The organism is Bacillus sp. FJAT-27986 (assembly GCF_001685035.1).
In the GTDB taxonomy this organism is placed as follows: Bacteria; Bacillota; Bacilli; order Bacillales; family Pradoshiaceae; genus Pradoshia.
Map to the genome: position 1 here is coordinate 652231 of NZ_MAYV01000001.1, position 24750 is coordinate 676980.

The following is a 24750-nucleotide window of genomic DNA, read 5'->3' on the forward strand; positions in this document are numbered from 1 at the left end:
TGACTTCCATAATAAATATATAATTTCCAGAAAAATGGAAGTTCATCAAGAGGAACCAACACACAGTACAGGCGGTTAATGAAACTATCTCATTTAAATATTTCTTTTAAAGCATCTTCCAAATTTTTATATTTAAATGTATACCCCACTTGTTCAAGCCTTTCAGGGAGTACCCAACGACTTTTTAGAACAAGCTCCGGCTCCGTTCTAATCAGTATTGCACCTGCCTTAAGCATCCAAGCAGGTGTGGGGAGCCCAAATTTTCTGTTCATACTGTTACGGAGGTGAACCATTAATTCACGATTGGTGACTGGATGGGGTGAAGAACAATTAAATACCCCCTCCAAGTCTTCTCTGTTCTTAAGAAAGAGAACAAGTTGAAATAAATCTTCAATATGTATCCAGCTAAACATTTGTCGTCCAGATCCCTGATACCCTCCAAGACCAAATGTAACGAGATTTTTATACGGAGTCATAACTCCGCCGCTTCCCCCTAATACGATTGCAATTCTTAAGGCAACTTGCCTTGTATGCGGTAGTTCAAAGTTAAAAAATGTTTCTTCCCACGCTTTCGCAACATCGACTGAAAAGCCGCTTCCGATCTCACCCTTTTTCTCTGTCATAGGTCGATCTTCCGCATGTCTGTATATGGTGGCAGTACTGGAATTAATCCACAAAGGAGGTGGAGTCATACACTCAAGGAGGGCACTCCCCAATATAGCTGTTGTTTCAGTTCTAGACATGACTATTTCTAGCTTATTACTGGCATTATAGCGGCAATTTACCGATTTTCCAGCCAAATTAACCAATAACTCGGCCCCTTCAAGCGCTTCCTTTATTTCACCTTTATTATGCCAGTTAATATGTTCGTTGCTTCTGGAAATAACCAGCACATCATATCCCATAGAATGAAATTGCTTCTCAAAATACTGGCCAATAAAACCTGTTCCCCCAGCAATTACGACCTTCTTTCTCATCCACTCATCCCTTTACCTCAAATTTATGAAGTATATCACTAATATTTTATCAAATATTTTACATTCTTTTGAATAAAAGGATTATTATGCGTGCAAGTCAACCATTTGTTTATTAATATACTTCAGATACATATGTACAACATTAAAGTCGTATTGTTGGTAAAGTGTACGGGTACCTACTGCATCTTCTATTTCGTTGAACAGGAATTGCCCGTCCTGGCCGATGAGAAAATCGATTCCTACAAAGTCAAAATCAAATAACTCACCTATTTTATTTACTAAATTCACTTGTTTCTCAGACAAAGTATAACGCTCAGCCTTTCCGCCAAGTGAAAAATTAGACTTAAAGCTGTTGCTGGAATAACGTTTAACAGCTCCAATTATCTCCTTACCCAGTACGAAGACTCTCACATCAACACCTGGATTATCACACATTTCCTGTAGGATAACATCCCCCTTATTAAGCTCCCCCATCTGCTTAGTTAATTCTGTTTTGCAATCTACTTTAAAAACATCCGTCCCACCATGGCCGCTGTTGGTCTTCAAAATAAGTGGATAATTTAATAGCGACTGTCCCTCAGTGAATGAGATTGCCGTCTTCACAGATTTTATTCCATGGCTGTTAATCATTTGATGTGTTTTAGCTTTATGATTACAAATATCCGTCACTTGAGAATTGTTAAAAACTCTGCACCCCATTAATTCAAAATGAAGGCTTATTTGACTGTCTCGGGTGCGGTTAATGACGAAATCCGGTTGAAGTGAATTCCCCTCCTCCATATAAACGGACAATTTTCCATTATCAATTATTAAACTCAATTCCTCGGCAAATACAAGCTGGATATTTTGATTGTGCTGATTACTATTATTAATAAACTGATTGGCAAACCATTTATTTTTGTCATAATCCTCGCGCTTATAGATCAGTAAGCCTTTAAACATGTCACACCATCCGCAAAATATAATCGAAGATATGCTCAGTTACATCAATACCTGTACAATCATAGATATTTTTTATATGAGCATTTGAATTTACTTCACAAAGAATCGGTTCTTCCTCTTCGCCAAACAAAAGATCCACTCCACTAAAATCAGCTCCGATAATCTTACTTGCCTTAATTGCCAGTTCTTCAAATTCTTTCGGAAGAACATATTCATGCATGACCCCACCATTTGTCACGTTTGCTCTAAAATCTGTTTCGGAAGTTCGCAGCATAGACGCCACCACTTTGTCACCTACCACATGAACTCTTACGTCTCTGCCTTTACTGTTTTTAATGAATTCCTGATAAAGATGTGGGATTTGAAGTAGTTCTTTTCTCTTTTTCTCCAATTCTTCACGGGTTTGTACCAGATACACCTGCTCACCAAAAGAACCGTAGGCCTCTTTAATAACAATCGGATAGGATAATTCCCTTTCAATAAACTCAATAAATGAATGATCCTTTTCCAATGTATTTGTAAAAGTCAGCGGGGAAAATATAGTTTTCGGTAATTTAATTGAATGATCAGCCAGTGCCTGGAATGTCATGATTTTGCTATCACACACTTCAATCACGGAAGCCTTGTTAAACAGTCGATAACCCATCTGTTCCAACTGATTTGCCAGACGAATATCCTTATCCAAGAACAAAATAAAATCCGGCCGTGCATGCTGTCTTTCACTTTTAATAATGGTTTGATTTCCTTCAATAACAGAGAATAATTCTGTATTTTTAACTAAGTCGAGAATGATTCCTTTTTTTGAAGCTGACTCTTTATACCAATCATGGATTTCCATAAATTTTGGAGACAGCAAACTCCCATTATAGATTAACCATCCATACTTTCTTTCCATATTGAGGATGCTCCTTACTATTTATTCGTTTGTTTTATTATATCAAACCAGTGAGAGCTGAAGAATTTCATCATTAATCTAATCGAACAAAGCAACCATTCCAATCATTTTCATATGATGAAATAATCCCTAATTGATCCGTACGTAAAATCACGTCAAGGAGTTTAGTATATGAACCATTTACTGATTAAATCCGATTTTAAAAAGGGGAATCTTCTTCCGAGGTGGCTGAATGAGGCCTATGATTATTGGAGTTCTACCGTCAGTGACAATCAATTTCCATGTCACTTTGGCATGAAAGCAGAGCGAGATGGCCTCCTGCGCTATACGTATTGTGAGAATCATAATTTTTCTGAGCTTCCACAAACACTGAACGAATTTCTCAAGCTTTCAAGGGAGAACCCATCTATTCGGTATGCATTGGTTCTTTTCGTAGAGCCTGAACTTAATCATCAGCATCTTGATTATGATTATTATAACGCCTATTTTTGGAATGTTTTATCCTATTTGCACGAACAGGATGATAAAGAATGGTCCAATGATATTCCTATTGATCCAGATCATCCCCATTGGGAATTTGTTTTCAACGGGGAACCTATCTTTGTATCTGGCAATGCTCCTTTTTACCAAAACCGTATTACCCGAAATCTAGGGGATTGCCTAATCATGATTTTTCAGCCAAGGAGAATTTTTGCTGATACGTCTTATACTACTCCACATGGCAGAAAAGCAATTGAGGTTATTAGAAAAAAAGTTGAGAAGATTGAAAACATGCCGTATCATCCAGATTTAGGCGGCTATGAGGATTTATCCAAGAGAGAATGGAAACAGTATTTAATTACGGATGATTGCAATCCAATTAAAGGAACTTGTCCAATGAGGAATACTCTATTATCATCTGGTAAAGGTAATCAGAAAAAGGAAAAACCATGCTAAGTCAGCATGGTTTTTCCTTGATTGCTTATAGTATTTTTTTTAATTTCTGAAGAAGGTTTAATCGTTGTTTGCGCGGGCTTTACCGCCTTTTTCACCAATCTCTTTATAGAAGTCTTTATCATGATTTTTCTTGGTGGCTTCTCCACCCTTTTCGCCAATTTCTTGGTAGAAGTCCTTATCATGATTTTTAGCTGTAGCTTCTCCGCCTTTGCGTCCTGCTTCTTCTCTAGACATTTTGTCTGCCATAAATAATCGCTCCTTTTTAAGAAATTATTTTGTTGCTTACACTACTATATTTATCCTCTTTTAAAAGATAAAAACATAATTACACGCATTTAACCTTTTTGTTATTCTCTTGTTATTCGAACTTAATGTTTAAATTCGAAATAATAGTTTCAGTCGTTGAAATCATACTAGCATTTCATAGTATCTCTCTTACTACCATTTTGTAATCAATATGTTGCCTTTCCTACTTCTCATATTCTAATTTTTACCATACAGTAGTATGATTGTACTGTAGTTTACTATATTGAATGAAAAAGTTAATCAACCTATTTGAAGGAGGTCAGGGAAACATGATAGTAGTCATTATTCTTTTTTTATTTTTACTAATGTTGTTAATTGAAAAATCGAAGTATGAAAATAGCACCTATTAACAAGAAACGAATAACTCCTTTTTAAAAGTAAGGTTTAATACGGGATTATACGGCGAATACCTAATCGTCAGAGTTTTAGATAATCTGAAGGATTTCCACAGAAAACGAAAATTTCCGTTAATAAATGCCGAGAAAAATAATAATCAACATATTCTTTGAATTACGTGTTCCGAATTATTTTTGGGTGAATTCACATCAGCACTTACTTCAAAAGCTTCCATTAATTCAGGATTAAACGGACGTAAATATTGTTTTAGTAAATGCGAATCATGAATCTTTGGATTCAGCCACTTTTGTTCATCTTCCGGGTTAAGAATAACTGGCATCCGGTCATGTATGGAAGACATCAATTCATTGGAGGACGTTGTAATAATGGTACACGTGCATACGGCCTGTCCTTCTGGTGAATTCCATGATTCCCATAAACCTGCCAATCCAAATGGTTCTCCGCTTTTCAATTTAATCCGCATCGGTATTTTTCTTTCAGGCGTTTGCTTCCATTCATAATAGGAATCAGCCACAATTAAACAGCGTTTATTTTGGTATGCCTTCCGAAAACTTGGTTTTTCCGCAAGCGTTTCTGATCGAGCATTGATCAGCTTATATCCTATTTTTTCATCCTTTGCCCACGATGGAATCAATCCCCACCTCAAATAACCTAAGCGATTTTTGGATCCATCATTAATAACGGCAACAATTCTCTGAGACGGTGCAATATTATAACTAACTTGATAATCTGCCTCATCAAAGGCTGCCTCTATATGAAATCGTTCAATAATCGTTTCAAACGTTGAAAATAACGTAAATCTACCACACATATGTATCACCTCATGGCCATTATAACAGTTTTATTTCAGGAACCAAAAAGGCACCCATCTAGGTGCCAGAGCCTTCAATATTTTTTTGCAATTGCTCTATTAGCGTTGTTTACATCGTTTTTAATCAAAGCACTTAAATCATATGCGGGATACATATTATTCTTATACATATAGTTAAATACCTGGCTATGCAAATCAATCATTCCGTTTAGTTGGTTTGTTAATGTCTTTTTCAAAACAGGAGTAGCCGTTTCAGTGATGGCTATCGAATAATTCCGGATTAATGTTTTTGTTAATCCCAATAAATTCCCTGCAAAAAAGCTAGCTTCCGGTTGTTCTCTTTCATCCTCTTCCCTTTGCGGTGCTCTTGGAAAGTATTGCAGCAACTCTTTAATATATCTTTCCAAAACTTTAATTGTAGTCAAATATAGATTTTTCAACTCCTGATTTGGTACATCTCTGACCTTCATTTTCAAGCCTACTAATGCATTTGATGCAAATGCTACTAATTCATGCAATTCCAGTGTTTCATGATATGCAAGTGTATTAGCCAAACAACTTCCCCTCCTTCATTCCTTCACAAAGAGTATATGATTGCTAGGCTTGTCTCTTTCCTTCTTTTTATCTTGGTAAATATCTTCTACTATCAAGGTTCATTAAACGGATGATTATTTAATGATGATTAACAACTTCAACAAAAACAAACATCGAACATACGTTTCTTTTTTGTTGAATAAGAAACGTATGTTCGTATATAATGAAAATAGGAGGTGAAGATAAATGAATGATTTACTTAGGAGCATGAGAGAACAAATTCCCATCGATATCATCTATGTCTCGAATAAAAATATTTTTACAAAACGCCGTATTCTGGTTAAATCAATGGGTGAGCAACTGATTCGTGCCTATTGTTTTAACCGCAAACTCTATCGAACATTTAAGAAGGAACAAATCTTATCTACCCAACTCGTTTATCAATCCCAGCGGTCATCATAAAAAGAAAAAGAAGAGGTTTCCCCCCTTCCCTTAGCCAATCATTTCTTCATGATCTATATCTTCAATTTCATCCTCGGACAGGGATTCCTCTTTATCACGCAGACGATGAGCTAATCTGGAAGCAGCACTTGCTGCAATTGCAGCGACCAAATCATCAAGGAATGTATTTACGCCTCTTCCCTCTTTCTTCGTATCTAAATATCGGATAATCCCCAATTTATTCTTATCCAGGTGACCAAATGTTGTCACACCAATACTTCCATAACCGAGCACAGCTCCTAAGGCAATTGTTTCATCCACACCAAATAAGGACTCATCAGACTCAACAATAGACTGCAATGGCTCTGACAGCATGCCCTTTTCAGCTAATCGATCTAATTCAATACCTACAAGAAGGGCATGCTGAATTTCACGTTTCATCAGGACACGTTCTATACTATATATGCATTCATCCAGAGTTAAATTATCATTATAAGGAAATTGCATTTCATAAACAATTTCAGCGATTGCTTCAAGTGTAACACCTCGACTTTGCAAGGCAAGTTTAGCAGCATTTGTCACTGTTTTACTATGTACACGTTTTTTAATCATATCTCTATTACTCCTTTTTACACTTTCATCCATTATACCATCAGAATCTTCATAATATCACAAATCTCCTGATTATTATATACAAGTTAGAGTATGCTAAAATATACCTGAAAAGAATAACAGGGGGTGAGCTCATTGGCATTAAAAGCCGGAACAATTAAGGGTATATCTTTTAACAGCAAGGAATTAAATGAGGAAATCGAACTCCTTGTATATTTACCTTCAGCCTTTTCCCATCTGTATAAGTATTCCGTCCTGATTGCACAGGATGGTAAAGATTATTTCCAATTAGGCAAAATTGGACGAGCTGCAGATGAGCTTTTAGAAAGGCAAGAAATAGAAAATATAATCATTATAGGTGTCCCTTATAAAAATGTTGAAGATCGCTGGAATAAATATCATCCTGACGGCCTGAAGCATACTGCCTATAAAAGGTTTCTTGCACATGAACTTGTTCCATATATTGATGCCGAATATCCGACCTACCAAATGGGGCTGAGCCGCGCCCTAATCGGAGACTCCCTGGCAGCTACTGTTTCATTAATGGCAGCTATGGATTATCCCAATACATTCGGCAAGATTGCATTGCATTCCCCACTTGTAAACGAGTCCGTACTATCAGCAGTGGAGTCTTTTCAGTTCCCGCATTTAACGCAAATCTACCATACGATTGGAAAGAATGAAACAACAGTACAAACATCTAAAGATGGGATCATAGATTTTGTACAACCTAATCAGGAACTTAACTCGATTATTGAAAGCAAAGGCTTTTCGCTCTTTTACGAAGAGATTGATGGAGACCATACCTGGAGGGCATGGCAGTCAGATATGAAGAGGACACTTACCTGGCTCTTTCACAGGACATAATTAGCAAGGAAATTTTTTTGAATATTTGCTATAATGAAGTAATATCTAATTTTACAAAATAAGTCAGGGGGTTCTTACATGAATTTTGGAATTGCTATTTTCCCTTCAAAAAATTTGCAAGACATTGTAAACTCATATAGAAAGCGTTATGACTCACATTACTCTCGTATATCTCCTCATGTCACATTAAAATCTGAATTCACAGCCACAGATGAGCAAATCAAGGAAATTTCAGCTAAACTCGAGGAGATTGCAAACCAACACCAGCCTTTTACATTAAAGGTCTTAAAAGTTAGCACCTTCCAACCAGTCAATAATGTGATTTATTTAAAAATTGACCCTACTGCCGAATTAAGTGCACTTCACGAAGATTTCCATAATGATATTCTGGGCAAAGATAAAAAATACAAATTTGTTCCGCATATTACTATTGGTCAAGATTTATCTGACAAGGAACATAACGATATTCTCGGACAACTGCGTCTCATGAAATTCGAACACGAAGAAGTAGTTGATCACTTCCATTTACTCTATCAAACTGAAAATGGGGCATGGAAAGTATATGAAACATACCAATTAAGAAAGGACAACTGATCACGATGAACATCAAGATTGTATCAGAAAAAGAAGAATTGGATCAGGTATTTTCGGTACGTACTAAAGTTTTTGTAGATGAACAAAATGTACCTGAAGAAGAAGAAATTGATCATTTAGAAGAGGAATCTACACATTTTCTCGTAATAGATGAGGAAAGTAATCCAATAGGTGCCGGACGCTTCAGGGTGGTTGATAGCTATGGAAAAGTCGAAAGGATTTGTATCTTACCAGATTTCCGCTCAAAAGGGGTGGGCAAAGATTTAATGAATGCCATAGAACAATATGCCCTATCTAAACAAATTGAGATCCTTAAATTAAATGCTCAAAACCAGGCGATCCCTTTTTATGAAAAACTCGGTTACTCAGTTATATCCGATGAATTTTTAGATGCCGGCATCCCTCATCACACTATGAAGAAACATATTTAAGACTGCAGCCGACTGCAGTCTTAAGTGTTTATACTCATAAACATTAAAGGAAAGCAGCGTATTAAAATACGCTGCTTTCCATATGTATAGAGTGATTTTAAATGTATGGTTTAAATACTTTCATTAATAAATTGACCGACCCCAGTCATTTCAGTAGCGGTTTTTTTGACTATTTCTGTCGGCACATAATTTTTGTAAATGCGATTAGATGAACCTCTAAAATCGTCTGAATTGATTTCCCTGTCAAATGAATCCCGTTCTTCATTCTTGCGATGGAATCTGATTGGCTGTACAGGCTGAAAGCACGAGATCATATTTTTAGTCAGCTTCTCCGCTGCAATCGTTCTGTTCGTGTACTGTATGTATTCGTATTGCGTGATTGGACTTATGTACCCCATTTCTTTTCCACCTCACTTTTTTATCCTTTTTTTACTTTTATTACCCGCTTTTTAAGGGAATAAAACTACTATCCTCTTTTGTAATATATGATTCGATTTGATAAGATGATATTTGTCTGTCGTTTTTAAAATTTTTTATATAAATGAGGAATATGATGAAAACAGCTAATTGGAAAAACGAATCTATCTCTTTACTCACATGGCCCAAGGAGGCATTTGCTCGTATTCATGAAGCTGGAAAAAATGGTGAACTTCAATGTAATCATTGTGGTCAACCTGTTTATATGTATCTTGGAATCCATGAAGAACCATATTTTATTCATCGTGATTCTTCACGTCCTCCTTGTGTGGACAAAACTGAGAAAACGAATCCGGCAGTGAATGAAGCTTCAGTGGAATACGGAGGATTTCGCTTACCGCAATCCAGGTCCATTACCAATTGCTCTGATGAAACTATCTGGCAAGGACCAAAGTCCATTACAAGTCTGCCATCCTATAATGAAAAACATCTGCCTGGGGTGAATAGCAATCATCCATTCATCGACATTCTGAGTGCCCACGGCTGGTTATTGGACGATCAACAAGCAAATGCTGTCGTAACTGATGCAAGACATTTACTCGTTCTTGCAGGAGCAGGCAGTGGAAAAACCCGTGTTTTGACTGCTCGGACAGCCTTTTTACTATTAGAAAAACAAACGGATCCTAAATCGGTGATGCTCGTTACGTTTACATCTAAAGCAGCTGCTGAGATGAAAAGCAGGCTACAGCAAATGCCCGGTGTAACTCCCTTTATGCTGCAGCATGTATTTACCGGTACCTTCCATTCCATTTTTTATCGAATTCTTTTACAACATGAACCTCAAAAATGGCATTCAAGTAAATTGATAAAATTTGATGGGGAGAAAGAATATGTCCTAAAAATAGCAGCTTCAGAATTAGGAATCGATGAACGGGAATTTGCATTTGATCAAGCCTTACAGCAAATCAGCAGATGGAAAAACGATTTATTATCTCCTCAGGATATTCATCCTGCTGACGATTGGGAAGTCAATTGCCAGGAGCTTTATAAAAAATACGAATCATATAAAGAAATAAATAATAAATTCGATTTTGATGATATGCAAACAGGCTGTTATCAACTTTTAAAAGAGAATGAACAGATTCTTAATTTTTATCGAAACCGGTTCAAACACTTTCTAATCGATGAGTTTCAAGATATTAATAAGGTACAATATGAGATTGTTAGACTGCTTGCTTCAAATGCAGAATCTGCATGTTTTGTAGGCGACGATGATCAGGCCATTTATTCATTCCGTGGCAGTGATTCTGCCTTTTTACAAAACCTGAAGCTTGACTACGATTATCTCGAAACCATAATCTTGTCAGCTAATTACCGTTCTGGGCATAAAATCATTCAAACAGCCAACAAGATTGTTTCTCAAAATAAAACAAGAACACCAAAAAAAATGGTGGCTACACATGATCAATCACCTTCTCCGGTTTTATTTTATCCATTTGATGAAGAATCTGAGGCAATCATGATTATGACCGACATAACCGAAAAAATAAGGCATGGAGCAAACCCAGAGGATTTTGCGATTCTTTATCGTACCAATACAATGAGCCGTGCTATTTTTGAAAAGCTTGCATCTTCAAGTCTTCCATTTCGGGTGGATTCTGACTATGATTCCTTTTATACAAGAAAGACTGTGCGCAGTATTTTGGCCTTTATGAAAGCAAGTATAAATCCAGATGATCCGGGAATGCTACAGGATTTATTACCGCCGCTATATTTGAAAAAGTCGGCAGTCCAGGATGCTAAAGCTCTATCCATCCTGAATGATTGCACTTTGCTCGAGGCACTTCGATTCCTCAATAATTTAAAACCGTTCCAAATGCGAGCAATAGATAAAGCTGTCTCTGTCATCCATTCACTTAAGGATTTGTCTCCATCAACTGCTATCGAGATGATAGAAAAAGAACTCGGTTTTGGGGCCTACCTCAAAAAGCGGGGGAATGAAGGCAATAAAATGGACAAAGGGTCGGACGATATCAAGGATGTGAAAATTGCTGCAAGACGCTTTGATACAGTGCTGGAATTTATTCTTCATGCGGATCATATGACAGCCATGTCAAAAGAGATTAAATCAATGTCTAAAAAAACAATAAATGCTATTCAGCTGAGCACCATCCATCGTTCAAAAGGACTTGAATATAAATATGTTTATATTCTTGGCTGCGTAGACGGAAACATGCCTCACGATTATGCTCTGGAATCTTGGCGTGACGGTGACAGGAAACCTATGGAGGAAGAAAGACGGTTATTATATGTAGCGGTAACACGCGCATGCTCGGGATTATATATTTCCATACCGGAAAATAGACGTTCAAAACGGGCAAGATCTTCCCGTTTCTTAACGATTTTAAAAGGGGAGCCCTCTTACAAAGAAGAATTGATTACCAAATAACCGAGTAATACAGATCGGCAGTTTGAGTCAAATCAAATGTTCTTCATATGTAAAGGTGGCTCCTTTACTCATTTTTTATTATTCATCATATTGGCAATTGTATTAAAATCTAATGATTTCCCATCCTTAATGATTGATTGTACCAACTGGTCCTCTACATCCTTCGGTACAGGCTTGTTTGCAATTTGCGAAACCCTCTTAATGACGTTGCGGACTGTTTTTTCATCTTTAAAATTTGCATTTTGTAAGGAATTAGCCAGCTCCATTACATCTTTCATATTTACGCCTGTTTTCTTTTCCATATTTTTAAAGAATCCATTATCCATAATTCAGCCTCCTTATCGTTACTGCTATCATATGAAAGAAAATAGGAAAGGTGAGACTCATTTCTCCATGCAAAAAAGGGATTCAGTATAGACTGAAATCCCTTTCTTTCATTTACTAATTGTAAATACTTAATTAACAGTAGGGCATAGAAGAGGTTTTAGGTCTCTTCTATGCATTTCAATTATTATTAGCAGAAGCTAGCGCCAACAATAATTAACAAGATAAATAGTACAACGATTAGTACGAAAGTAGAACCGTAGCCACCGCCGTAGCTACCACCACCGCCGTATCCATAGCCGCCACCGCAGCTGCTTCCGCCGCCGCCGTATCCATAACAACCAAACATGTAAGTCACCTCGCTTTCGCTTAGTACACTCATAACATATGTTAAAAGTGTTTCCTCGGTTTGGGCTAATCTCCATATAAGAATACCCAAATATTAAAATCGGCAATAATACCTTGAATTACTGTAAATATATCTTTTACACTAAAAGAAAACAGTAAGGAGTCATACACATGGCTATAGAGTGGAAAGAAGTAACAGAATTAGAGGATGAACTATTAAGGAAAGCATTATCTTTATATCATGATTGTTTTCCTGAATACGTGCGTGAAGATGAATGCGTATTTTACGAGTCCATCAGACAACATGAGAAAAACACACCAAATAATTTCCATTTTTTAGTTGGAATCGTAGACGATAAAGTAATCTGTTTCTCAACTGCCCATTATTTAGCTCAAGTAAATAGCGGTTATATTGTTTATATAGCAGCCGATCCGAAAGAACGTGGGAAAGGCTTAGGGAAACAAACACTTTTAAAAATGGAGAAACTACTTAAAGAAGATGCCGTACATGCTGGGTACCCATCCTTAAAGGGAATCTTCCTCGAAACTGAAAGAGAAATTGATGCGCAAAACGAAGAAGAATACAAAGAAACCATAAATCGCCTTCAATTCTTTAACCATCTTGGCTTTTCACCTATAAAAGGATACCAGTATGTCCAACCACCACTATATACTGGACAAACTCCGGTGCCTTTATATCTCGCATTTAAAAAGTTAACTCGCGGAGAAGATATTAATTATGATCAAGTTGTTACAGCAATCTATCATGAAAAATATCATAAAATGAATAAAATTTCCTTAGCTGTACTTGATGAATGCATAACGTCTCAGAGGAATATTTCGGAAACCATCCAATAGCGGAAACAAAAAAGGGTTCTTTGGGGGCATAGGTGCCTGAAAAGTGGTCGGTAGGTGTTTGATAGTAGAACTTTCCTCGGGACTTCACCTATCTTTCACCCGCCTATCCCCCTGTATAGCCCGGGCATAGGTGCCTCATAGGTCGGTTATAGCTGCTTTTCCCAGGACTTCACCTACCTTTCACCCGCCTATCCCCCGGTATAGCCCGGGCATAGGTGCCTCATAGGTGGGGTATAGCTGCTTTTCCCAGGACTTCACCTACCTTTCACCCACCTATCCCCCGGTATAGCCCGGGCATAGGTGCCTCATAGGTGGGGCATAGCTGCTTTCTCCTGGACTTCACACACCTATCGCACACCTTTGGAGCACCTTTGGCGCATACACAAATACCCCGGCTATCGCCGGGGTATTGCTATTCAATATTTAACTCATTAATGCCAGCCTTTTCATCTGTTATCAATGATTCGCAGCAAAATAAGCAACCTGGATTAATCAGATTGCATTAACTTTCTTTTTTAATTCTTCGTTTCTTAATAGTTCTTTCACCTTTTGATCCATTCTTTCGATTTCTTGAGCAGGGGTTTTCCACCAGTTTCTACTCCAGATTCTTTCGATTGTCCATCCTCGGCTTTCAAGGAATCTTTGACGATAGATATCCCGTTCTTTTGCATTGGCCAAGCTATGGTACATTGCTCCATCACATTCAATCCCCAAAATATATTTGGAAGAATCATTAGGATGGACGATGGCCATATCGATTCTGTACCCGGACATTCCTACTTGCGTATGGACTTCATACCCTAAATTTCTTAATTGATTATAAACCTGTTCTTCAAAGGGGGAATCAAAATGCAGTGCCAGTTCTTGTACATGTGTATTTACATTATCGTTAATTTCTTGGACAACCGACTGTATTTCCTCTCTGTTAGTACGTGAAACGGCTCTTACATATTTTAAATATGATTTAAGAAGCTTTGGTCCAATTTGTGCTGTGCCCGCAACATTCAGCTCTTCCGGCTCGATACTAGATACTACAATAATACGTTCCTTTGCTCTTGATACGGCTACATTCAATCTATTTTCTCCACCATATTGGTTAAGCATTCCGAAGCGATTATAGACCTTTCCTTCTTCATTTTTAGCATATCCTATGGAGAAAATAATGATATCTCGTTCATCACCCTGAACATTTTCAATATTTTTCACAAATACTCTTTCATCCAGTTCTTTTGACATCACTTGATTATAAGCAACATTGAATTCTTGATCGTTTGCAGCCGATTTTTCAATGATATCCAGTATTTTTGTTTGCTGTTTGGCATTAAAAGTAATAATACCGACAGTTTTATCGGGCTGCTTAATCAATGTTTCTTTTAATAGTCTATAGACCTCAAGTGCTTCTACTTCGTTTGATTGATTGATCCATCTGCCATTCACTTTTTTCCATTGGATAGCTGGAGGATCTTTTAAAGGCTCGACATTGGGAGCAATCTGAACATGTCCATTATAAAAAGCATGATTAGAAAAGTTAATGAGTTCCTCAAATTTCGAACGATAGTGCCACTGAAGAATTTTTTCTGGAAACCTTCTTTTCGCTAGATTTAATAAACTTTGCGATTCATCAACATCATATTCTTCTTCATCATCTTCATTTACAAAAGATGACTGGAACATATTAAATGGCGGCAATTGCTTTTCGTCTCCAGCGACAATTAATTGTTTTGCTCTAAAAACTGCTGGTAGACCGCTCTCCACTGTACATTGAGAAGCTTCATCGAAAATCACCAAATCAAATAAATCATCATTTAACGGGAAAATCGAAGAAACTATTTCGGGTGATGCCAACCAAACCGGCATTAAATCCACAAGACCCTTCTCAGCAAATTCATTCACCAATTTGCGCAGTGGCCAAATCATTCTCTTTTTCCCTGCCTGGTGTTTAAGATCTCTTATTTCCCTCGGGTAAGCTTTCTTAAGCTCCTCGACTGATTGTGTCAATTGATGAATTAAATATTGGTTAGCAACCTCTCTTTTTCGGTCAACCAGTTGACTAAACTTTTCCCGTATCCTTGAAAATTCGTTTGTTGAAATCTTCTTAACCTCGGGATATTTATTTTCCGTTTCATCAATCCAATGAATATATGCCGAGTTTTTAAATAAATGGACCCAGTACTCCGGTAGAGCTTGTTCAGAAGCAGGACTTTTCACGCTGAGTTCTTGAATGATTTTCTTCGTGACCTCTGAACACTCTTCCCAATATGAATCCATTTGCTGTAAGTCCTCAAAATCTTGATGAATATACTCTAATAATTGATCTAATTCCTGTAATGGAATATCTCCATCCGCAATTCTGCTTTGATAATTTTCGATCATTTTCTCATCGAAATATTTTTTTAGCTGGTTGATTTCATTAGACATTTTCTTTGTTTCTTTACCTAATTGATTCATGATTATAAGGGCTTGCTTAATTTTGACCCAGTCCGCAGAACTTGTTCCTTTAAATTTTCCGCCCTCTAATAACTCCTCGATAATTGCTTTACCTGAAAAAGAGGTCCACCACCATATTCTCAAGCCTTGTAGTGTCTTTTTACCAGTACCCTCTAAATCAGGATAGATACTATCTAACTTGCCACCTACTAGCCATGTATACGCAGGTGTAATTTTTTTGTAATCCAAGGAATCCAAATAATCAGAGGCGTTCTTCGCTTTCACAATTAAATCATTCAGAAGTTCTACTAGGTTAAGCTTATCTTTAATGGAAAATCGAGCAAATGATTTACGCTTTTTCAATTCGTAAGACTCGCTGCCGAATCGCTCGTACCATTCTGCATAACTGTATATTTTTCCGCTGATCTCATCTAATATATCTTTATTTAACTCACTTAAGACAGGTTTTAAATTTAGCATTTTGCTCATATTATCTAATAATGTTGCTTTTCCGTATAAATCATACAAACGATACCCAAAATCCTGGTACTCATAAAGCCCTTTAGCAATATCATTTAATAGCTTTTCATGAGTAAACAAGCTATTTGATGTAGATTTTAAATCTTCAAGTGACCGATCAAATAATACTCTATTAGTCTCAAGAACAGCACTAATTTTATTATAAAGCGGCTTTCGATCTGTTTTTTCATCATGCACCAAAGCTATATGATTGGATAATCTCAGCCCGTCTAAGCGTTGGTATACTACATCTAGAGCAGCCCTTTTCTGACAAACTACTAATATTTTCTTTCCCTGACTAAGTGCGTCTGTAATTAAATTAACTATAACCTGGGATTTTCCTGTTCCTGGCGGTCCGTGAACAACAATCCCTTTCTTATATCTCGCTTCTTTTAATATTTCCTCCTGTGACCCATCCGTAACAAGCAAATTCATTATATCCGGTTCTTCATTAGTCTGATTATCTTCATTGTTTATATCTTCTGCTGACTCAAACTCTTGTGGTTCTATCAATTCACTGACTAACGATGATAGATTAGATTCTTCTGAAAGGTCTATCAAGGCATCAAAGTCTTTAACTAGTGAAGAACCCCCTTGTGGAAAGTTCCCGATAATCGCATTTTCCAATAGTACAATTCCAGTGGATTCAGGAATTTCATCCCTCTTATATTCTTTTAACTTTGTGAGTCCTTCATTAGAAAATGAAAGATTAATATCATGCGCCCTGAAGAAAGTATCCCATTTTTCCCTCTCATAAGAATTAGCGATTTCTGCAGCCTCTTCGAAAAATTCTTCGGTAAACTGGACACTATTTAATTTCTTAAACGCCAAAAATAAAGTTCGATTGATTTGCGGACCACCTTCTTCCACACGAATGATCCATCTCTGTGTATTTACCTTACTTTTTTCTAAACGAAGTGGATATAAGAATAGGGGAGCCTGAAAAAAAGTCCCATCAGAGAGGCTTCCTGATATAAAGGGGTAGCCTAAATAAAAGTCGTGAATACCTGTTTCTTCTTCAATTCCTTTTATATTTCGCAATAAATCTGTGAGTTTTTTCGAAATGACCATTGAATCTTCATTCTCTATTGTTGGCTTAAGTAACGTAATTTCACCTTTAGACTGCATGACGATTTTCTTTACAATAGCTTCACTGATTTTTTCATTATTGTTTGATAACTTATCTAGTTCAGTTAAATCGAAACTCCATTTATTGTAGATTTTCAATAATCGAATAGAGCGATTACGACGACTAATATCATTCAATTTATCTCTCATATGAATTAGTTTTTCTTTCACCGTTTTACCTTCTTTCCAGATAAAAAATTCTACACCTCAAAAAGGAAGAGCATGCGCCCTCCCCATAACTTATTGTTTTAATACAGAATATATTCAACGGAATTGGAGTGTTAGATCTTCTAAACAGGTATCAATTATCGGCTTTTTCAATTTTATAATACCATGAAAATGGAATTTTTCTTCCAAGTTACACAAATTACCAATCATACATTCCACATGCTGTTACTAGCCCTCTCCAGCCCTCTTACAACCGCTTTTGCATCCATCCATTTAAATTTTAGAATACAATTAAGGGGTTCTCTTTCATTAACCTTTTGGTTTAAAAATCAAGGCTGCGATAAATCCAAAAACTATCGCTGCCGTTATACCTGATGATGTAATTTTAAACATTCCGGTTAACACGCCAACGATGCCATGCTTCTCTGCTTCCTCTAAAGCACCGTTTACAAGCGAATTCCCAAAGCTTACTATCGGAATAGATGCCCCAGCACCTGCAAAATCCAATAATGGTTCATACCATCCAAAACCACCCAATATAGCGCCAATGACAACAAATGTCGAAAGAGTATGGGCAGGCGTTAATTTTGCTACATCAAATAGAAGCTGTCCAATCACACAAATAATGCCTCCTACAACAAAGGCCCAAAAAAACATTGCCAGCATATATGCTCCTCACCTTTCAACGCTATAGTCTTTCAATAGCAACTGCGTGTGCTATACATGGAATGGACTCCCCTTGCTGGAAGGTCAGCGGAGAAAGAAGCGCTCCGGTTGCTGCCAGTAAGATGCGTTTATATGTACCCTTTCTCATTTCATTAAGTAAATGGCCATATAGAACAGTCGCGGAGCATCCTGCACCGCTTCCACCTGATCTTACTGGTTGATCGTCTTTATAAATCATTAAACCGCAATCCCTAAATTTTTCTTTATTTAGCTTTAAGCCCTTCTGCTCCAGTAAGTCAATCGCAGTGTCATGACCAATTTTCCCAAGGTCACCTGTAACAACAAGGTCATAATAGTCCTCGTCAAGGTTTAAATCCCTGAAGTGATGATAAATCGTATCTGCTGCAGCAGGTGCCATCGCGCCTCCCATATTAAATGGATCCTTCAATCCCATATCAACAACTTTACCGATGGTTGCACTGGTTACAACGAGCTTACTTTCAGATGAGTTATCATTCTTCTCCACCAAGGCAACTCCCGCCCCCGTTACGGTCCATTGGGCAGTTGGCGGTTTTTGACCGCCATATTCTGTTGGATACCTGAATTGCTTTTCTACGGTTGTATTATGGCTTGAGGCACCAGTCAATATCTTGTTGGCACCGTCATAATTAATAATAAAGGATGCCAGTGCAAGGCCTTCCATAGATGTTGAGCATGCACCAAACAGCCCAAAATATGGGATGGCCAATGTCCGGGCTGCAAAGCTAGTAGGTGTGATTTGGTTAATTAAATCTCCCGCAAAGAAAAATTGAATATCACGAGTTTGCAATTTCTTTTTATCCAAAGCTTTTTGAACCGCTTCCTCAATTAATACACGGTTCGCTTTTTCATATGTTTTCTGATTTAGCCAAAGATCATCATGAATAATATCAAAATCATCAGCCAAACGGCCATTGCCTTCAAAAGGACCGACAGCTACGCCTGTAGAGGAAATGACAGGATGATTATGCAGCACCCAGGTTTGTTTACCAGTTAGCATATTAACCTCCTATAACCATTAGATAGATTTGCTTTACTAATGCAACGACAAATGCTGAAAAAACACCATATAGGATTACAGTTCCAGCCAATTTAAATATATTTCCTCCTACCCCAAGCACAAATCCTTCTGTTCTATGCTCAATCGCTGCTGAAATGACGGAATTACCAAATCCCGTAACCGGAACAGCACTTCCCGCTCCAGCAAATTGGCCAATTCGATCGTAAACCCCAAAGCCTGTTAATAACATAGCTAAAAATATCATCGTTGCTACAGTTGGGTTACTGGCTGTTTGCTCAGTAAAATTAAAATAAAATATATACATATACGTAATAACTTGTCCTAGTAGACAAAATAGCCCACCTACAAAGAATGCCTTAATACAATTCTTTACAACAGGACGTTTTGCTTCATATTTTTGTTCCAGCTCTTTATATTTTTGTTGTTCAGGGGTTAGTTTTTCATTCTTTTTATTTGCCATATGTACACCTGCCTATGCCATATCCTTCTGTAGTTTCATTATTTTATCAAACCATTTTCCAGCTTTTTTCTTAGAGTAACCTTTATCCTTCACATTCACGATTAACTCGACTGTTTCAAGAAATATTTTCATATCACTTGATACAGTAAAATCAAAGGATTTAAAGCTTTTCTTTAACTCCTTATCTAATTTACTTTCGATACTTTTCATTCGAAAGCGTTGCATATGCTTAACCTTGTACGCAACCAAAATATCTTTATTCTTTTGGACAACAGCCACATCGTAGATTTCTTTATGGGAAGCTACTTTCTCTTTTATTTTCTCTAATGGTGCCTTTGAATGATCACCAAGATAAACGGGATCTTGATCCACGGATTGAATAAGTGACATCTTGGCTTCTTTACTGCTTGAGTCACCGGAACATCCGCTTACTATTGTGAAAAACATAGCTATAATTAAAAATACAGAAATCCTTTTATTCATAGCACCTTCACCCCCTCATTACAAATTGAAATTATTATCCTGTATTGTTTGTTAAACACAGCATTTTATCCAATTTATTTGGAATAACATTAGATGTAGCTTAATTGCTGCATAACAACCTAAAATAAAAAAAACTGCTGACTAAACAGCAGGTTATGGTTGTAAACGACCTTTTTTATTATTTTTTGTACATCCACAGTTTTTTTTCTTTTGCTTGGAAGGCGTTCTCTTGATTTGGCTTGCTTTTTGTTTTGGTATCTTCATAAAAGGGGTCCTCCTTCCCTGATTAGGACTCATACAGTATAAGTATGTAGGAAGGTTTGGTTTGTCTAATACAGATAACCAGATCCGATACAGAAGTATTTTAAAAACGAACTATTTTTATTTCTTTTATTTGCCGCAATGTATATTTAATCCATTTCTTCCCAAACGCAACTTTAATATAGACATAATCCCCCTTTACTTTTTCAATCGTTCCCCTCAGCCGCTTCCCATCTTCCACTATAAAATCGCAGACCGGGCTCGACATGAGCAACGGCATTTTTGAGAGATAGGTGACTAATTCCTCCTTCGTCATATCCTCTATACGTTTACGCTTTGTTTTTCCATTCGCTTCACTTACATCCAATAAATCAGGCTCCCGTTCTTTCAGCAAATCAGTATATTGTTTCTTTTCTATCTCAAAGCTTAATAATGGGGGCTGCTGCTGCAAACTATCATCACTATTTCCCTCTTCAAGTCCTTCACGCGAATTATCTTTATCAGCAATATGTTGTTCCCATTCCTGTTGCTGATTAATTTTATGCATCAATTCTTTAGTCGCAGCATTTGTAAAAAAGTCATCTATTTCCACAATTTCTTCTTCACGCAATCGTCTCATTATTTGCTCCTTATCAAGCCAAGCATTTGCTGGCAGTGCACTATTAATCTCATTATGGCTCATATAGTTACCTCCTTAGCTTCTATCTGCTATATATATGTGCAAAAGACTGTAGATATATCTGAGCTCCCCTCTCTGCTGAAAGCGTTAATTATGGTTTATCATGACATTGCCTGCCCATAGCCAATTTTTCACACAAAAAAACCGCTCTCTAACAATTGCAGAGGAGCGGTTCATACTATTTTTATTTTCTTATTTAACGCTGTTTCATTTTTGGATCAAGGGCATCTCTCAGTCCATCACCCAATAAATTAAATCCAAGGACAGTTAACATGATAGCCAATCCTGGGAAAAAGAGCGTTCCGGGAGCCTGTACTAAAAAACCCTTCGAATCCGCCAGCATTTTTCCCCATTCAGGTGTCGGTGCCTGTGCTCCCAAACCGAGGAATCCAAGCGCCGCTGCTTCTATAATTGCTGTTGCAATCGCCAATGTTGCCTGAACAATAATTGGTGTCATACTGTTTGGAAGGATATGACGAAAGAGAATTCTTGAATCCTTCATACCAATTGCGTTGGCTGCCATAATATATTCCTCTTGTTTAACACTCAGTACTCTAGACCTTATGAGGCGGCCAAAATTCGGAATATTTATAATGGCGATTGCGATCAGGGCATTTTGCAGAGATGGCCCTAAAATAGAAATAATCGCGATTGCCAATAAGATACTTGGAAAGGCAAGAAGGATGTCAAAAAAACGTGAAATAATTGTATCAATCCATCCGCCATAATATCCAGCTACAAGCCCCATTATTGAACCTACTATAACAGAACCCAGTACAGAGAAAAATCCAACGGATAAGGATATACGCGCACCATATAATATTCGTGAAAGAATATCCCTCCCAAAGTCATCTGTTCCAAACCAATGTTCAGCAGATGGCGGTTTTAAACGGTCTGTCAAACTAACCTCCTTATATCCATAAGGAGCAATAATCGGAGCTAATAATGCCAATAATATAAAGAATAAGACGATACCGAGGCCCACCATTGCCAAACGATTACGTTTAAAGGCAGCCCATGATTCCCCCCAAGGAGAAACCACTTTTTCATCCATTACCAATGGTGTCTCTTCTGTATTTCGTACTAATTCCCCCAATGTCTACACCACCCTTTATTTGGAGTATTTAATTCGTGGATCGACCAATGCATAAAGGAGGTCGACAACTAAGTTAATGAATACAAAAGCAGCCGCAATCAGTAAAATACCAGATTGAATAACCGGATAGTCACGATAGCCGATTGCTTCATATAAATAACGCCCTATGCCCGGCCAAGCAAAAATAGTTTCTGTCAGAATAGCCCCTCCAAGAAGTAATCCTGTTTGCAGCCCTATGACAGTTAAAACCGGAATAAATGCATTTTTCAAAGAGTGCTTGTACACCACCCAAAACATACTGACACCTTTTGCACGTGCTGTACGAATAAAATCTGATTTCATAACTTCAAGCATAGTCGATCTTGTCATCCTAGCAATAATGGCCATTGGAATAGTTGCTAAAGCGATACTTGGCATAATCAAATGCTTAACCGCCACAAAAAATTGATCGAAATCACCTTGCAGCAACGTATCCACCAAATACAAATTAGTTATCGCATTGATTGGATCTCTGATATCTTCACGTCCCGTTGTCGGTAACCAACCCAGCTGAAGGGAAAAAGCCCATTGCTCCATTAACCCCAGCCAAAAAATAGGCATGGATACTCCAATTAAGGCTAAGATCATAGCTAAATAATCAAACCAGGAATTTGAAAACCACGCACTGATGATGCCGGCGTTTACACCAATAACGATGGCAATAATCATCGCAACTAGCGTTAATTCTAGCGTAGCAGCAATATATGGCCATATCTCACTAGTAATCTCTGCATTGGTTCTAATGGATGTACCCAAATCACCGGTAAACAAATTCTTAATATAATCTATGTATTGAACATACCAGGCTTTGTCCAATCCAAGCTCTTGAGTTAAAACTGCAATGGACTCTTTTGTTGCCCTTTGCCCTAAAATAACCTGTGCCGGATCTCCAGGAATGGCTCTGACAATGGCAAATACAATCAGCGTCATTCCAAACAGAACCGGTATAACAGACAGAATCCTTTTCATTGTATAAGAAAACATCTGTATGCACCTCCATAATAAACAGGCGCCCCTATATGAATCATCCATGTAAAGGCGCCCTTACTTAACACAGTTTTACTTGAATTCTACATTCTTTAAAATATCTGATCCGGTCGGATGCGGTACAAGTCCTGTTAAATCAGCTGATGCTGCCAACAAAGGCGTTGAGTGAACGAGCGGAATCCACGGTGCATCTTCATGGATAATTTCTTGAGCCTGTTTATATAGCTCATTCCGTTTGTCTTGATCAACAATTGTTTGCGCTTCAATTAAAATGTCGTGGAGCTTATCATTCGCGTAATAGGAATAGTTGTTAGATCCGATTGAATCTTTATCAAGCAATGTATAGATAAAGTTATCTGGGTCTCCATTATCACCTGTCCAGCCCAGCATATAGGCCGGGAACTCGCCAGCTGCTGCCTTTTCAAGGTATGTAGCCCATTCTACAGTTTGAATTTCTGCCTTAACTCCAATTTTTTCAAAATTTGCCTGAATCGCTTCTGCAATTTTCTTTCCTTCTGGTATATATGGACGCGGAACTGGCATAGCCCAAAGATCCATTTTAAATCCATCCGGATAACCAGCTTCTTTTAATAATTCTTTTGCTTTATCTAAATCAAATTCATAATCCTGAATTTCATCGTTATAGCCTTCCACTGAATCCGGCAGAGGATTTTTCGCTGGTTTTGCCATTCCTAAATAGAAAGCATCAATGATAGCTTGCTTATCAACGGCATGGCTTAAAGCCTGACGGACTTTTGGATTATCAAATGGTTTTTTCGTTACATTAAAGCCAAGATACCCAACGTTCATGGAAGGACGTTCAATAGCCTGTAAATTTGCATCTCCTTTAATTGTTTCAAGGTCTGATGGGTTTACACCGTCCATCACATCAATCTCACCAATCTTTAATGAATTCAAACGTGCCGAGTTATCAGGAATCGTACGGAAAATAATTGTTTTTAATTTTGGCTCTCCGTCTACATAATAATCTTCATTCTTTTCAATAACGATTTTGTCATTTGCTTTTTCTTTAAATTTATACGGACCGGTACCAACTGGATTTTCCCGGAACTTATCACCATCTTTTTCAACTGCAGTAGGGCTGGCAATTCCAAAACAGCTCATTGCAATATTTTTAAGGAAGGTCGCCTGAGGTCTTTTCAAAGTAAATTGAACAGTCGATTCATCAACCGCTTTTACTTCCTTAATGACATGCCCTTCATCTTTTTTATAGCCGCCAAACATGCTGTAATATGGATACTGATCAGCATCGCCATTCATCCATCTGTTAAAGTTGAATACTACTGCTTCTGCGTTAAAATCAGTACCATCATGAAACTTAACGCCTTTTTTCAATGTAAATGTATATGAAAGACCATCATCAGAAGCCTCCCATTTTTCAGCCAATCCAGGTTGCAGCGTCGTATCCTGTTTACCGTAAGTTAGCAGTGTATCAAAAATATTAATCGTGACTTTAAATGACTCTCCTTCGGTTGTCGTGATTGGATCTAACGAAGTGGAATCACCGCCACGCCCAAAAACAAGTGTATCCTTTGTATTTCCTTTCTCTTCACTGCCTCCACCTTCAGTCTCCTTGTCGCCAGAATTACATGCTGCCAGTACAACGCTTAGCATTAGAATACTGACCATAGCCAATAAAAGCTTTTTCATATGAAAC

25 protein-coding genes and 1 pseudogene are annotated in these 24750 nt (G+C 37.5%); 7 read left to right on the forward strand and 19 right to left on the reverse strand.

Features of this window, described 5'->3' with window-relative positions; genetic code table 11:
• Nucleotides 1-89: 89 nt before the first annotated feature.
• The 3 genes from A8L44_RS03060 to A8L44_RS03070 form a co-directional block, all read right to left on the reverse strand.
• A complete protein-coding gene (locus tag A8L44_RS03060) occupies nucleotides 90-977 on the reverse strand; it encodes a TIGR01777 family oxidoreductase (protein ID WP_066101327.1) in 888 nt (295 codons plus the stop codon).
• An 84-nt stretch (nucleotides 978-1061) separates the two neighbouring features.
• On the reverse strand, nucleotides 1062-1919 hold the full coding sequence (locus A8L44_RS03065; RefSeq protein WP_066101329.1) for an ATP-grasp domain-containing protein: 858 nt from the start codon (nucleotides 1917-1919) through the stop codon (nucleotides 1062-1064).
• A 1-nt stretch (nucleotide 1920) separates the two neighbouring features.
• Nucleotides 1921-2814, reverse strand: coding sequence for an ATP-grasp domain-containing protein (locus tag A8L44_RS03070; protein ID WP_066101330.1), 894 nt, complete (start codon nucleotides 2812-2814; stop codon nucleotides 1921-1923).
• A 171-nt stretch (nucleotides 2815-2985) separates the two neighbouring features.
• Between A8L44_RS03070 and A8L44_RS03075 the strand changes: the two genes are divergently transcribed.
• Nucleotides 2986-3750, forward strand: a complete 765-nt coding sequence (locus A8L44_RS03075; protein ID WP_066101333.1) for a YqcI/YcgG family protein — start codon at nucleotides 2986-2988, stop codon at nucleotides 3748-3750.
• 63 nt (nucleotides 3751-3813) lie between these two features.
• Here the strand turns inward: A8L44_RS03075 and A8L44_RS03080 are convergent.
• The 3 genes and pseudogenes from A8L44_RS03080 to A8L44_RS03090 form a co-directional block, all read right to left on the reverse strand.
• Nucleotides 3814-3996, reverse strand: a pseudogene (locus A8L44_RS03080) (KGG domain-containing protein); the annotation flags it as partial.
• Between the two features lie 553 nt (nucleotides 3997-4549).
• Entirely contained in the window at nucleotides 4550-5224 is a 675-nt protein-coding gene (locus A8L44_RS03085; RefSeq protein WP_066101340.1) for an SOS response-associated peptidase, read from the reverse strand.
• A 74-nt stretch (nucleotides 5225-5298) separates the two neighbouring features.
• Nucleotides 5299-5778, reverse strand: coding sequence for a spore coat protein (locus A8L44_RS03090; protein ID WP_066101343.1), 480 nt, complete (start codon nucleotides 5776-5778; stop codon nucleotides 5299-5301).
• 226 nt (nucleotides 5779-6004) lie between these two features.
• Here A8L44_RS03090 and A8L44_RS03095 point away from each other — a divergent pair, with 226 nt between their 5' ends.
• Complete coding sequence (locus tag A8L44_RS03095) at nucleotides 6005-6220, forward strand: hypothetical protein (RefSeq protein ID WP_066101348.1); 216 nt, start codon at nucleotides 6005-6007, stop codon at nucleotides 6218-6220.
• A gap of 30 nt (nucleotides 6221-6250) precedes the next feature.
• On the opposite strand, the gene A8L44_RS03100 is transcribed toward A8L44_RS03095, so the two are convergent.
• Entirely contained in the window at nucleotides 6251-6811 is a 561-nt protein-coding gene (locus A8L44_RS03100; RefSeq protein ID WP_077247956.1) for a phosphatidylglycerophosphatase A family protein, read from the reverse strand.
• Between the two features lie 135 nt (nucleotides 6812-6946).
• On the opposite strand from A8L44_RS03100, the gene A8L44_RS03105 reads away from it, so the two are divergent.
• From A8L44_RS03105 to A8L44_RS03115, 3 genes are all read left to right on the forward strand, one after another.
• On the forward strand, nucleotides 6947-7678 hold the full coding sequence (locus tag A8L44_RS03105; protein ID WP_066101351.1) for an alpha/beta hydrolase: 732 nt from the start codon (nucleotides 6947-6949) through the stop codon (nucleotides 7676-7678).
• Between the two features lie 78 nt (nucleotides 7679-7756).
• A complete protein-coding gene (locus tag A8L44_RS03110) occupies nucleotides 7757-8272 on the forward strand; it encodes a 2'-5' RNA ligase family protein (RefSeq protein WP_066101354.1) in 516 nt (171 codons plus the stop codon).
• Nucleotides 8273-8277: 5 nt separating this feature from the next.
• Nucleotides 8278-8703 carry a GNAT family N-acetyltransferase gene (locus A8L44_RS03115; protein ID WP_066101357.1) on the forward strand — a complete coding sequence of 142 codons (426 nt, stop codon included), beginning with the start codon at nucleotides 8278-8280 and terminating at the stop codon, nucleotides 8701-8703.
• Between the two features lie 110 nt (nucleotides 8704-8813).
• On the opposite strand, the gene A8L44_RS03120 is transcribed toward A8L44_RS03115, so the two are convergent.
• Entirely contained in the window at nucleotides 8814-9101 is a 288-nt protein-coding gene (locus A8L44_RS03120; protein ID WP_066101360.1) for a hypothetical protein, read from the reverse strand.
• A 155-nt stretch (nucleotides 9102-9256) separates the two neighbouring features.
• On the opposite strand from A8L44_RS03120, the gene A8L44_RS03125 reads away from it, so the two are divergent.
• Entirely contained in the window at nucleotides 9257-11569 is a 2313-nt protein-coding gene (locus A8L44_RS03125) for a UvrD-helicase domain-containing protein (protein ID WP_066101363.1), read from the forward strand.
• A gap of 68 nt (nucleotides 11570-11637) precedes the next feature.
• Here the strand turns inward: A8L44_RS03125 and A8L44_RS03130 are convergent, their stop codons facing one another.
• Nucleotides 11638-11895: a stage VI sporulation protein F gene (locus A8L44_RS03130; RefSeq protein ID WP_066101365.1), complete on the reverse strand. Its 258-nt coding sequence runs from the start codon at nucleotides 11893-11895 to the stop codon at nucleotides 11638-11640.
• A 188-nt stretch (nucleotides 11896-12083) separates the two neighbouring features.
• Nucleotides 12084-12242, reverse strand: a complete 159-nt coding sequence (locus tag A8L44_RS03135) for a YjcZ family sporulation protein (RefSeq protein ID WP_066101369.1) — start codon at nucleotides 12240-12242, stop codon at nucleotides 12084-12086.
• Between the two features lie 170 nt (nucleotides 12243-12412).
• Between A8L44_RS03135 and A8L44_RS03140 the strand changes: the two genes are divergently transcribed.
• Entirely contained in the window at nucleotides 12413-13099 is a 687-nt protein-coding gene (locus A8L44_RS03140; protein WP_066101372.1) for a GNAT family N-acetyltransferase, read from the forward strand.
• 492 nt (nucleotides 13100-13591) lie between these two features.
• On the opposite strand, the gene A8L44_RS03145 is transcribed toward A8L44_RS03140, so the two are convergent.
• The 9 genes from A8L44_RS03145 to A8L44_RS03185 form a co-directional block, all read right to left on the reverse strand.
• A complete protein-coding gene (locus A8L44_RS03145) occupies nucleotides 13592-17344 on the reverse strand; it encodes an AAA domain-containing protein (protein ID WP_066101375.1) in 3753 nt (1250 codons plus the stop codon).
• A 306-nt stretch (nucleotides 17345-17650) separates the two neighbouring features.
• Nucleotides 17651-18007, reverse strand: coding sequence for a stage V sporulation protein AE (gene spoVAE, locus A8L44_RS03150; RefSeq protein ID WP_066101378.1), 357 nt, complete (start codon nucleotides 18005-18007; stop codon nucleotides 17651-17653).
• Between the two features lie 22 nt (nucleotides 18008-18029).
• Nucleotides 18030-19046 (reverse strand): stage V sporulation protein AD, encoded by a 1017-nt coding sequence (gene spoVAD / locus A8L44_RS03155; RefSeq protein ID WP_066101379.1) that lies wholly within the window; start codon nucleotides 19044-19046, stop codon nucleotides 18030-18032.
• 1 nt (nucleotide 19047) lies between these two features.
• On the reverse strand, nucleotides 19048-19527 hold the full coding sequence (spoVAC, locus tag A8L44_RS03160) for a stage V sporulation protein AC (protein ID WP_066101382.1): 480 nt from the start codon (nucleotides 19525-19527) through the stop codon (nucleotides 19048-19050).
• A 12-nt stretch (nucleotides 19528-19539) separates the two neighbouring features.
• Nucleotides 19540-20010, reverse strand: coding sequence for a hypothetical protein (locus A8L44_RS03165; RefSeq protein WP_066101385.1), 471 nt, complete (start codon nucleotides 20008-20010; stop codon nucleotides 19540-19542).
• A gap of 364 nt (nucleotides 20011-20374) precedes the next feature.
• A complete protein-coding gene (locus A8L44_RS03170; RefSeq protein ID WP_066101388.1) occupies nucleotides 20375-20953 on the reverse strand; it encodes a hypothetical protein in 579 nt (192 codons plus the stop codon).
• Between the two features lie 193 nt (nucleotides 20954-21146).
• The gene (gene nikC / locus A8L44_RS03175; RefSeq protein ID WP_066102359.1) at nucleotides 21147-22004 is read right to left on the reverse strand and encodes a nickel transporter permease; all 858 of its coding nucleotides are present in this window, start codon (nucleotides 22002-22004) and stop codon (nucleotides 21147-21149) included.
• A 57-nt stretch (nucleotides 22005-22061) separates the two neighbouring features.
• Nucleotides 22062-23069 (reverse strand): ABC transporter permease, encoded by a 1008-nt coding sequence (locus A8L44_RS03180; RefSeq protein WP_066101395.1) that lies wholly within the window; start codon nucleotides 23067-23069, stop codon nucleotides 22062-22064.
• Between the two features lie 75 nt (nucleotides 23070-23144).
• Nucleotides 23145-24743, reverse strand: coding sequence for an ABC transporter substrate-binding protein (locus A8L44_RS03185; protein ID WP_066101398.1), 1599 nt, complete (start codon nucleotides 24741-24743; stop codon nucleotides 23145-23147).
• Nucleotides 24744-24750: the final 7 nt, after the last annotated feature.